This is a genomic window from Streptomyces sp. NPDC060209 (genome assembly GCF_042728155.1).
Taxonomy (GTDB): domain Bacteria; phylum Actinomycetota; class Actinomycetes; order Streptomycetales; family Streptomycetaceae; genus Streptomyces.
Genome location: NZ_JBHWZS010000314.1, coordinates 1 through 10,138, shown reverse-complemented (window position 1 = coordinate 10,138; position 10,138 = coordinate 1). Strand labels below are relative to the sequence as shown.

The 10,138-nt window shown below is 68.7% G+C and carries 11 protein-coding genes; 4 read left to right on the top strand and 7 right to left on the bottom strand.

The features are described from left to right. Positions 1-42 precede the first annotated feature (42 nt). From ccsB to hemL, 7 genes are all read right to left on the bottom strand, one after another. Entirely contained in the window at positions 43-1,113 is a 1,071-nt protein-coding gene (gene ccsB, locus ACFWFI_RS36230; protein WP_387398845.1) for a c-type cytochrome biogenesis protein CcsB, read from the bottom strand. Next, entirely contained in the window at positions 1,110-2,822 is a 1,713-nt protein-coding gene (locus ACFWFI_RS36225) for a cytochrome c biogenesis protein ResB (protein ID WP_387398843.1), read from the bottom strand. The genes ccsB and ACFWFI_RS36225 overlap by 4 nt, the downstream gene beginning before the upstream one ends. 6 nt (positions 2,823-2,828) lie before the next feature. Next, positions 2,829-3,593 (bottom strand): cytochrome c biogenesis CcdA family protein, encoded by a 765-nt coding sequence (locus ACFWFI_RS36220; protein WP_387398841.1) that lies wholly within the window; start codon positions 3,591-3,593, stop codon positions 2,829-2,831. Between the two features lie 4 nt (positions 3,594-3,597). Beyond that, a complete protein-coding gene (locus tag ACFWFI_RS36215) occupies positions 3,598-4,203 on the bottom strand; it encodes a TlpA family protein disulfide reductase (protein WP_387398839.1) in 606 nt (201 codons plus the stop codon). Positions 4,204-4,270: 67 nt separating this feature from the next. Next, on the bottom strand, positions 4,271-5,527 hold the full coding sequence (locus ACFWFI_RS36210) for a polysaccharide deacetylase family protein (RefSeq protein WP_387398837.1): 1,257 nt from the start codon (positions 5,525-5,527) through the stop codon (positions 4,271-4,273). Positions 5,528-5,713: 186 nt separating this feature from the next. Then, a complete protein-coding gene (locus tag ACFWFI_RS36205) occupies positions 5,714-6,412 on the bottom strand; it encodes a histidine phosphatase family protein (RefSeq protein ID WP_387398835.1) in 699 nt (232 codons plus the stop codon). Further along, on the bottom strand, positions 6,409-7,716 hold the full coding sequence (gene hemL, locus ACFWFI_RS36200) for a glutamate-1-semialdehyde 2,1-aminomutase (RefSeq protein ID WP_387398834.1): 1,308 nt from the start codon (positions 7,714-7,716) through the stop codon (positions 6,409-6,411). The genes ACFWFI_RS36205 and hemL overlap by 4 nt, the downstream gene beginning before the upstream one ends. 291 nt (positions 7,717-8,007) lie before the next feature. On the opposite strand from hemL, the gene ACFWFI_RS36195 reads away from it, so the two are divergent. The 4 genes from ACFWFI_RS36195 (at position 8,008) to ACFWFI_RS36180 (ending at position 10,107) form a co-directional block, all read left to right on the top strand. Next, positions 8,008-8,604: a hypothetical protein gene (locus ACFWFI_RS36195; RefSeq protein ID WP_387398832.1), complete on the top strand. Its 597-nt coding sequence runs from the start codon at positions 8,008-8,010 to the stop codon at positions 8,602-8,604. Positions 8,605-8,703: 99 nt separating this feature from the next. Then, positions 8,704-9,057, top strand: a complete 354-nt coding sequence (locus ACFWFI_RS36190; protein ID WP_387398830.1) for an STAS domain-containing protein — start codon at positions 8,704-8,706, stop codon at positions 9,055-9,057. A gap of 76 nt (positions 9,058-9,133) precedes the next feature. Next, positions 9,134-9,619 (top strand): ATP-binding protein, encoded by a 486-nt coding sequence (locus ACFWFI_RS36185; RefSeq protein WP_387398828.1) that lies wholly within the window; start codon positions 9,134-9,136, stop codon positions 9,617-9,619. 116 nt (positions 9,620-9,735) lie between these two features. Further along, entirely contained in the window at positions 9,736-10,107 is a 372-nt protein-coding gene (locus tag ACFWFI_RS36180) for an STAS domain-containing protein (RefSeq protein ID WP_387398826.1), read from the top strand. Positions 10,108-10,138 lie beyond the last annotated feature (31 nt).

Sequence of the window (10,138 nt, the reverse complement as noted above, 5' to 3'; positions counted from 1 at the left end):
ACCACGATGGTCGCGCCCTCCCGTCGTACGCGGGTGTGCCCGTCAGACCCCGGCGTAGGAGTGCTTGCCGGTGACGAAGATGTTCACGCCGTAGTAGTTGAAGAGCCAGCAGCCGAAGGCGACCAGCGCCAGGTAGGCCGCCTTGCGCCCCTTCCAGCCGGCCGTCGCGCGCGCGTGCAGGTAGGCGGCGTACGCGACCCAGGTGATGAAGGACCAGACCTCCTTGGGGTCCCAGCCCCAGTAGCGGCCCCAGGCGTCGCCCGCCCAGATCGCGCCCGCGATGATCGTGAACGTCCACAGCGGGAAGACGGCGGCGTTGATGCGGTACGAGAAGGTGTCCAGGGACTTCGCGGCAGGCAGCCGTTCCAGGACGGAGGTCGCGAACTTCCCGGGCGTCCCACCGTTCGCGATCTTGTTCTCGTAGCTGTCGCGGAAGAGGTAGAGCAGGGTCCCGACGGCGCCCAGGTAGAAGACGGCTCCGCAGATGATGGCGGTGGAGACGTGGATCCACAGCCAGTAGGAGTGCAGTGCCGGGACCAGCTGGTCGCTGTCGGTGTAGAGCGTGGTGGTCGCGATGCCGAGGTCCAGCAGGACGGTGGTGACCAGCATCAGGCCGATCCAGCGGACGTTCTTCCTCAGCGCCAGGAGGATCAGGTAGGCACCGACCGCCACGGTGGAGAAGGTGATCGAGAACTCGTACATGTTGCCCCAGGGGGCACGCTGCACCGACAGGGCGCGCGCGACGACCCCGCCGGCCTGGACGGCGAAGGCGACGACGGTCAGGGAGACCGCGATCCGCCCCCACAGGTCGCCCTTGAACGTGCCGCCCGCGGCACCGGGACCGTCCGGGACGTCGCGGGTCCCGGCGGCGGAGCGCGTGACGACCGTGGGACGCTCCAGCACGGCGGTGCCGCCCTGCTTCGCCACCTGCACCTTCACCGTGGCCGTGTCCTGCTTCAGCGCGGCGGCCGTACGGCCGACCTTGCTGCGGCTGCCGAACACCCACTCCGCGATGTGCGCGAAGAAGGCAAGGGTGTAGACGGCCATCGACGAATAGATCAGCGTATTGCTGATATCCGCCAGACTCTCGTTCGTTGCGGCGGCGAGATTCACTTCTCAGCCCCTTCGGCAGGTTCTTCGGCAGGTTGTCCGGGCTCGGTCTCGGGCGCGGGGTGGGGCTCCGGGGCGGGTGCGGTCGGCGCCACGGTGTGGAGGGCGAGGGCGAGGTCGGACAGCTCCTCGGGAAGCTTCGCGGACTCGCTGCGGCCCAGGCCCGCCATCTCGACGACGGTGACGCCGTCCGTCCCCCGTACCGCACGCACCCACACCCGGCGGCGCTGGATGAAGAGCGAACCCGCGAGCCCGATGATGGCGGCGACGGCACCGGTGAGCGCCCAGCCGCTGGCGGGCTGGCGCGAGATCTGGAAGCTGGCCCATTCCTCGACGCTCTCGAAGGTGATCGAGCCCGCACCGTCGGGGAGCTTCATGGTCTCGCCGGGGCGCAGCCGCTTCTTCAGCTTGTCCCCGTTGCTGTCCTTGAATTCCTTCATCTTGGACGTGTCGAGCTGGTAGACGTTCTGCGGCAGCCCGGAGTCGACGCCCAGGCTGCCGTAGTAGCCGTTGAGCGCGAGGACCGGGTAGTCGAGGCCGGGGTACTGCGAGAACATCGTGCCCTGGCCGTCACCGGCGAACGTCGGTACGAAGAACGCCTGGAAGCCCAGCTGGGTCTTCTCGCCGCTCTTGTCCTTGTAGCCGTCCATCACCTTGATCGCACCGGTCGAGGTGACGTTGTTGTCGATGGGCAGCAGGGGCACGGCGCTCCTGTAGACCTCCTTGCCCCTGCCGTCCTTGACCGAGATGACCGGGGCGTAGCCGTGCGCGTTGAGGTAGACCTTCGTACCGTCGACGACCAGAGGCTTGTTGACCTCGATGACCTTCTTCTTCGACTCCCCGTCCGCGCCCTCGGAGTACGTCACCCTGGCCTCGTAGGTCCGGGGCGTACCGCGCTGGGGACCGCTGCGCTCGTACGTACCGACGAAGTCCTGCAGGTCGAAGCTGAAGGGGGTGAGATCGTCGTTGTCGAAGAGCGAGCCGGACTTGAAGTCGTCGTACTGGGTGATCGTGTTGGCGAAGCCGTCGCCCTCGACGACGAGCTTGCCGCCCTCGGACTTGAAGAGCTGCCCGCCGGCGAACGCGACCAGCATGACGATCAGAGCGATGTGGAACAGCAGGTTCCCGGTCTCGCGCAGATAGCCCTTCTCCGCGGCCACGGCGTCCCCGGCCATGTGCGAGCGGAAACGCCGCTTGCGCAGGATGCCGAGCGCGGCCTCACGGACCTGCTCGGGTTCGGCGTCGGTGCGCCAGGTGGTGTACGCGGGCAGCCGGGTCAGCTTCTTCGGTGCGCCCGGCGGACGGCCACGCAGCTGCCCGACGAACTGCCAGGTGCGCGGGACGATGCAGCCGATCAGCGAGATGAACAGCAGGATGTAGATCGCGGAGAACCACACCGAGCTGTAGACGTCGAAGAACTGCAGCTTCTCGTAGACCGGGCTGACCGTGGTGTGGGCCTCCTTGAAGGTCTGCACCTTCAGTTCGTCCACGCTGTTCTGCGGGATCAGCGAGCCGGGGATGGCGCCGAGCGACAGCAGGAAGAGCAGGATCAGCGCGACCCGCATCGAGGTGAGCTGCCGCCAGAACCAGCGGGTCCAGCCGATGACGCCCATCGCCGGTACGGAGGCGGCGGACTCTTCTCGCGGGGCGGTGGAGAGCTGCTCCCCGGCCTGGCCGAGGTCGCGCTCGTCCGTGGTGTTCGTGTTGCTCATCAAAACTCAGATCCCCACAGTGAAGCCGTCGGACCAGACTCGCATCTCCTGCATGAGCGCGTCCCAGGCACCCGTCAGCAGGAGCACCCCGGTCACGATCATCATGCCGCCGCCGATCCGCATGACCCACGCGTAGTGGCGCTTGACCCAGCCGAACGCTCCGAGTGCCTTGCGGAAGGCGACCGCCGCCAGGACGAACGGGACGCCGAGCCCGATGCAGTACGCCACGGACAGCACCGCTCCGCGGCCGGCGGTCCCCTGGTCGACGGCGAGCATGCTGACGGCGGAGAGCGTCGGGCCGAGGCACGGCGTCCAGCCGATGCCGAAGAGCGCGCCGAGCAGCGGCGCTCCGGCCAGTCCGGTCACCGGCCGCTTGTGGATGCGGAATTCGCGCTGCGTCATCCAGGGCATCAGGCCCATGAAGAAGACGCCCATCAGGATCATCAGCACGCCGAGAACCTTGGAAAGGGTCCCGCTGTAGTCCTGGAGGGTCTGGCCGAAGTAGCCGAACAGCGCCCCGCCGGAGACGAAGACGGCGGTGAAGCCGAGCACGAAGAGGGAGGCACCCGTCACGGTTCTGCCCCGCCGGCCCTGGGCCAGGTCGGTGCCGCTGACGCCGGTGACGTAGCTCAGGTATCCCGGCACGAGCGGCAGGACGCACGGCGAGAAGAACGAGACGAGACCGCCGAGCAGGGCGATGGGCAGAGCCACCAGCAGGGCACCGTTGAAGACGGTGTCGTTGAAACCGGTTGCCGCGGCCAGTTGGAGCACGGCGTCACTTCTCCGCGATCAGCGGGTCGATCATCTTCCGCAGTTTCTCCGCGTCGAGGGCGGCGAGCGTGCGGGCGGCGAGCTTCCCGTCCCGGTCTATGACCACGGTCGACGGGATGGCCTGCGGGTTCAGGGTGCCCTTCGGGAAGCGGAGGAGCAGCTTCCCGGTCGGGTCGTAGAGGCTCGGGTAGGTGACCCCGAAGTCCTTCTCGAAGCTGACCGCGAGGGACTTCTGGGGGTCACGCGTGTTGACACCGACGAACTGGACGCCTTCGGCCTCGGTCTCCTTCGCCACCTTCGCGAAGTGCTTGGCCTCGGCGCGGCAGGGGCCGCACCACGATCCCCAGAAGTTCAGGACGACGACCTTGCCCTTGTAGTCGGCGACGTCGAGGGACGTGCCGTCCAGGGTCGCGCCGTCGAGCTTCGGCGCGTCGGTGCGTTCGCCCTTGGCGACGGTGGAGATCCCACCGCTGCCTGTGACGAAGTTCGTGTTGCCGCCGCCGCCCGCCTGGCCGCCGTCACCACTGCATGCGGACAGGGTCAGGGCACCGGCCACAGCAGTGGCGGCGAGCAGGGTGAAGCGGCGTCGGGGTGCGCGGCCAGAGCTCATGTGAAAAGTTTCGCATGGCAGTTCCGGGGATCTTGCGCACCCCCCTCGGTGCCCGTAAAGCCCCTTGTCAAGCCTGTTTAAAGAAGGTGTTCCAGCCACCCTCTGGGGACTGTCCCACCTGGAGCGTACGAAGCTTCTCGAGCACCGCCGGGTCCTGTGCGTCGAGCCAGTCGACGAACTGCCGGAAGGAGACGAGGCGCACATCCTGCTTGCCCGCGATGTGTTTGAGCGCGTCTTCCACGGCGTCCATATAGATGCCGCCGTTCCACTCCTCGAAGTGGTTGCCGATGTAGAAGGGCGCGCGATTCGTCTCGTATGCGCGGTCGAATCCGGCGACATACGCCTCGGTGGCCTGGGTGCGCCACCCGGGATAGCGCGACGGCATGCCGTTGGTCGAATTCTTCGACTGGTTGGCGAGGATGTTGTAGTCCATGGAGAGGACTTCGAAGGTGTGGCCGGGGAACGGAATGCCCTGCAGCGGAAGATCCCAGACACCCTGGCGCTTCACTGGCCACACCTGACTGCCGCCGGGCGAGCTCGCGTCGTAGCGCCACCCCAGCTGCTTCGCGGTGGGGAGGAGATTGTCCTGGCCGAGCAGACAGGGTGTTCGTCCGCCGACCAGTTCCTTCCGGTAGTCGAACGGCAGCGGGTCGACGTCTTCCCAGCCGGTGTTCGTCCGCCATTCGGTGACGAACGACACCGCCTGATCGATCTCGCTCTGCCATTGCGCGGGCGTCCAGTCGCCGACCGACCCGGAGCCGCCGCAGAAATGCCCGTTGAAATGGGTGCCGATCTCATGCCCGTCGAGCCAGGCCTGGCGGACGTACTTCAGCGTCTGCTTGACGTGGTCATCGGTCAGATAGCCGATGTCGGAGGCGCCCCGGGGGTTGTTGGGCGGCCGGTAGAGAGATTTCTTCGACTCGGGCAGCACATAGAGCCCGGAGAGGAAGAAGGTCATCGCCGCGTCGTGCTCCTGGGCGAGTTCGAGAAAACGGGGGAACAGCCCGTTGCCGACCTCGCCCGCTCCGTCCCAGGAAAAGATCACGAACTGCGGCGGCGTCTGGCCGGGCTCGAGCCGAACGGGGGCGGCGGGCTGATTCGGCTGCTTTCCGGTGTCCGCCGTGGAACCGTCGCCGATCAGCCTGACGTGTTTCTCGGGAGGGCCACCGCCATTCCCGTGCGTTCCCTTGCCGCCCTTGCCCCCCTTCTCGGTTTCCGGCCGGCCGTTGTCCGATGACCCGAGGGAGCCGCAGCCGGTCATCGTGAGTGCGGCTGCGGCTCCGAGTCCGGCCCCGAGCAGGCCCCTTCGGTTGATTTCACGCATAGCGTCCCCATCTGCGGTCGTATTACCTCAATGCCATACAAACTGGCGATGGCTTAGATGAGGAAACCAACACGACGGTTCCGCCGATAATCACAAAAGTTGTTACGTGGACAGACCCTTACAGGTGCTGCACATGACACACAGAACGGAGGACCACGCGGGGGTCGATGCGCGGCGTACGGGCGGCTACGCCCCGAACGCCTTGGACTTCCCCTTGACCGGCTTCGCACCCGCGAGCAGATGCGCCGGCACCAGGTCCCTGGCGGGCTCGGTGTACCCGACGGACACGATCTTGTCCCCCTGGTACGTGAAGCTCGTCAGCGAGGCCAGGGTGCACTGCCGCTTGCGCGGGTCGTGCCACAGCCGGCGCCGCTCCACGAAGCTCCGCACGATCCAGATCGGCAGCTGGTGACTGACGCAGACCGCCTCGTGCCCGCGCGCGGCGTCGCGCGCCGCGTCCAGCGCACCCATCATCCGTACGACCTGCTCGATGTACGGCTCGCCCCAGGACGGCTTGAAGGGGTTGGTGAGGTGCTTCCAGTTCTCGGGCTTGCGCAGCGCGCCGTCACCGACCCCGAAGGTCTTGCCCTCGAAGACGTTGGCGGCCTCGATGAGGCGCTCGTCGGTGGCCAGTTCCACGCTGTGCGACTTGGCGATGGGGGTGGCCGTCTCCTGGGCGCGCTCCAGCGGGGAGGCCACGACATACGTGATGTCGCGCTTCTCCAGGTGCTCGGCGACCCGGTCGGCCATCCGGCGGCCGAGCTCGGACAGGCTGTAGCCGGCGCGGCGCCCGTAGAGCACGCCGTCGGGGTTGTGCACCTCACCGTGGCGCATCAGGTGGACGACGGTGATGTCCTTCGCGCTGTTCTCGCTGTTCCCGCTCATGCGACGGCCTCCGATGCGGCGCGGGCGGCGGCGGGCAGCGCCGCGGCGATCCGCTCGAGAGCCCGCGCGTCGTGGGCGGTGGAGACGAACCAGGACTCGAAGGCGGACGGCGGCAGGTAGACGCCCTGCTCCAGCATCGAGTGGAAGAACGCGGTGAAGCGGAAGGCTTCCTGCTTCTTCGCGCCCTCGTAGTCGCGGACGGGCTCGTCGGTGAAGAAGACGGAGAACATGTTGCTCGCCGCCGACACCGTGTGCGCGACGCCCTCCTTGGTGAAGGCCTCACCGACGAGGGAGCGCAGCTCCGCGGAGACCGCGTCGACCTTCGCGTATGCCGCGTCGTCGAGCAGCCGCAGCTGGGCGAGCCCGGCGGCGGTGGCGATCGGGTTCCCGGAGAGCGTTCCCGCCTGGTAGACGGGGCCTGCGGGGGCCAGGTGGGCCATCACGTCGGCGCGGCCACCGAAGGCCGCCGCCGGGAAGCCGCCGCCCATGACCTTGCCGAAGGTCATCAGGTCCGGCCGGACCCCGTCGATGCCGTACCAGCCGGCCTTCGACGTACGGAATCCGGTCATCACCTCGTCGGAGATGTACAGCGCGCCGTCGGCAGCGCAGATCTCCTTCAGCCCGGCGTTGAAGCCGTCCAGCGGGGGTACGACACCCATGTTGCCGGGCGAAGCCTCGGTGATCACACAGGCGATCTCACCCGGCTGCGCGGCGAACGCGGCGCGCACGGCTTCCAGGTCGTTGTACGGAAGCACGATCGTGTCGCCCGCCTGCGCCCCGGTCACCCCGGGCGTGTCGGGGAGGCCGAAGGTGGCGACACCGGAGCCGGCGGCGGCCAGCAGCGCGTCGACGTGCCCGTGGTAGCACCCGGCGAACTTCACGACCTTGGCGCGCCCGGTGAAGCCACGGGCGAGCCGGATCGCGGACATGGTCGCCTCGGTGCCGGACGACACCAGCCGCACCTGCTCCACGGGCTCGATGCGGGCCACGATCTCCTCGGCGAGCGCGACCTCGCCCTCGCCCGGCGTACCGAAGGAGGTCCCCCGGGCCACCGCGTCCTGGACGGCCGCGATGACCTCGGGGTGTGCGTGGCCGAGGATCATCGGCCCCCACGAACACACGAGGTCGACGTACTCACGGCCGTCGGCATCGGTGAGGTACGGACCCTTACCGGACACCATGAACCGGGGCGTACCGCCCACGGCCCGGAAGGCACGCACGGGAGAGTTCACGCCGCCGGGCGTCACGAGGGACGCACGGTCGAAAAGCGTCTGCGAAACTGGGGCTTCGTATGAATACGCCACTTTGGTCCTGATCTGCGATTCGGGATTCGGGGGGCCTGGCCGGAATTCCGGCCGCCGGTGAGCAGGGAGCGCGCTCTCCCCGTATGAGGCTCGTACAACGAAAGGGCGTCAGTCTCCTCGCGTCTGCGAAACTGGGGCGTCATAGGGAAAGCTCACACATGCCATGGTGTCAGAGGCGTCGACGGTCTTGCGGACAGGTGTTTCACCGCACGCCCGTGGGGGAGGTCACTGACGATGATCGGGTTGCGCGGCGGGGCTGTGTCTCCTAAGAAGTAGTCGGGTGGATGAGATATGCATCGCGGTGGCGGAGTGGGCGAAGGGACCGACGACCTGGGGCCCGAGCCTGCCCGGCGAGGGCGGCACCGGCGCAAGGCCGAGCGCGAGGCCGAGCGCGTGCGGGACGTTCAGGCGGGTGGTGCCGATGTTTCCGGGAGCAGGAGCAGTGGACGGGTGGGGGTGACCTACAAGTACTTCGGTGCCCCTGACGGGGCCACCGCCGCACGTGTGCCCATTTCCATGCGTCCCGAGGAGCTGGGCGGCGACGAGCTGGGCATGGGCGGCATGTTCAGCAAGATCAAGCCCGAGACGGTGGCGGCCATGGTCCTCACCGGCATACAGGGCATACCCCTGAACAAGGTCCCCCCGCTGGAGCTGGTCGTGCTCCATCCCGACTATGCGGTGGTCAAGCTGCCCATGACGGTGGTCGACCCCCTGCGTGACGTCGGCGAGGAATCGGTCGGCGCGGCGGCCTTCATCTGGTCCACGGTCCCCGACCGGGGCGGCCCGCGCGACGCGTTCAACGTCTACCAGCTGCTCCACGAGTGGCAGGACTTCTCCTACCGCCTGCATGACGCGGGCCACCAGGCCTACTGCCTGGTGTGGCCCTGACCCGGCGCGCTCTCCGGGAGGGGCCGGGTGCGCGGACGATGGGAAGGGCTGTGGGGCTCGTGCTCCACACCTCTCTCCCGGTGTAGGAACATATGACGCATGACGGCAGATGAACTGCGTGTGGTCGTGGAGGCCGCAGACGACGGTGTCGTTCTGATCCGTGTCCGGGGGAGCCTGGACGGGTGGTCGGGCGCCTCCGAGGTCGTCGAGGCGCTGGAGGAGGCCGCCGGGAGCGGTGGACGGCTGACCGTGGCCGACCTGTCCCGGCTGGAGTTCGCCGACTCGACAGGGCTGCACGTCCTGCTGAGCGCGCAGCGGCGCCATGCCGGGGCCGGCGTACGTCTGGTGCTGGCCGGACCGCTCGGGACAGGGGTGCGCAGGCTCTTCGAGGTCTCGGGGACTCTCGGCGCCTTCACGTTCGCCGAAACCGTGGACGCGGCGCTGAGATGCTGACCGTCCGCGGGCGTCCGCCGACCGGCCCCCGGGCCGGGAGTGTGGTCGGAGCCCGACCGGGCAGGCGCAGAGGGTAATGAACGGGGAACGAGAAGTGCTGAGCGACGGCGGGAATCCGGCCGACGGGCCGGAGGAGGCCGTCAGCTCATCTGCTCCGGAGGAGCCGGCGGGCACGGACCGCGTGCCCGGCGTGCCGCGGAACGCGGCTGCCGCACGGGACGTGGTCACCCGGCTCCTGGAAGCGCAGTTCTGCGAGCTGGGCGGGGAGGGCCCGGCCGACGTCGTCGTGGCCGACGCGTTGCTGGTGACCTCGGAGCTGGTGACCAACGCCGTCAGGCACGGCGGCGGGCTCACCGGGTTCACCGCGGAGATCACCGACGACGGCCTCCTCCTCACCGTCGCCGACGCCAGTACGCGGGCACCGGTCGTCGTGGAACGCGATGCGGCCGCCGCCTCCATCGGCGGCTACGGCTGGCTCCTGGTGCGCCGCCTCGCGAAGCGGGTGTCCGTCACGTACCTCCCCGGCGGCAAGCACATCGTCGCGCTGGTCGCCCTCGCCTGAGCGACGCGTCACGCCGCACGCCGCACGCCGCACGCCGCACGCCGCACGCCGGGGGAGCATGCACGCGCCGCCGGGTGCGGGCGGCCGGGGGCGTGGGCGGTTGGCATAATTCCCGCATGGTCCGCGAGCCTCTCGACAACTCCGCGCCGGCCGGCCTGCCCGTGGTGGCGGCCGAAGGCGAGGTCAACGGTTACTGGGTCGTCCGGGCCCAGGGCGATCTCGACTCCGACAGCATCGATCCGCTCTTCATCGCCATCTGGCAGGCCGCGGCCGGCCACGAGGTCGTCGTACTGGACGCGTCCGCGGTCACCTTCGCGGACTCGTCGTTCCTCAGCCTCCTCATCCAGGTGCACCAGCAGACGGAGTTGCGCATCGCCGCACCGGGCACGGCCCTGACCCGGCTCCTGCGGACCGCGGGTGTCGACCAGGTGCTCCGGAGCTACCCCACGCTCGACGCGGCCCTCGGCGCCCCGCCGGTCGCCTCCTGACCTCCGCCCGCCCCCTCCGGCTGACGTGACG

Coding starts and splice junctions, on each gene's coding strand:
- ACFWFI_RS36190 (WP_387398830.1), top strand. CDS start 8,704: ATGACGGCAGATGAACTGCGTGTGGTCGTGGAGGCCGCAGACGACGGT.
- ACFWFI_RS36180 (WP_387398826.1), top strand. CDS start 9,736: ATGGTCCGCGAGCCTCTCGACAACTCCGCGCCGGCCGGCCTGCCCGTG.
- ACFWFI_RS36210 (WP_387398837.1), bottom strand. CDS start 5,527: ATGCGTGAAATCAACCGAAGGGGCCTGCTCGGGGCCGGACTCGGAGCC.
- ACFWFI_RS36205 (WP_387398835.1), bottom strand. CDS start 6,412: ATGAGCGGGAACAGCGAGAACAGCGCGAAGGACATCACCGTCGTCCAC.
- ACFWFI_RS36225 (WP_387398843.1), bottom strand. CDS start 2,822: ATGAGCAACACGAACACCACGGACGAGCGCGACCTCGGCCAGGCCGGG.
- ACFWFI_RS36185 (WP_387398828.1), top strand. CDS start 9,134: ATGAACGGGGAACGAGAAGTGCTGAGCGACGGCGGGAATCCGGCCGAC.
- ACFWFI_RS36215 (WP_387398839.1), bottom strand. CDS start 4,203: ATGAGCTCTGGCCGCGCACCCCGACGCCGCTTCACCCTGCTCGCCGCC.
- ACFWFI_RS36195 (WP_387398832.1), top strand. CDS start 8,008: ATGCATCGCGGTGGCGGAGTGGGCGAAGGGACCGACGACCTGGGGCCC.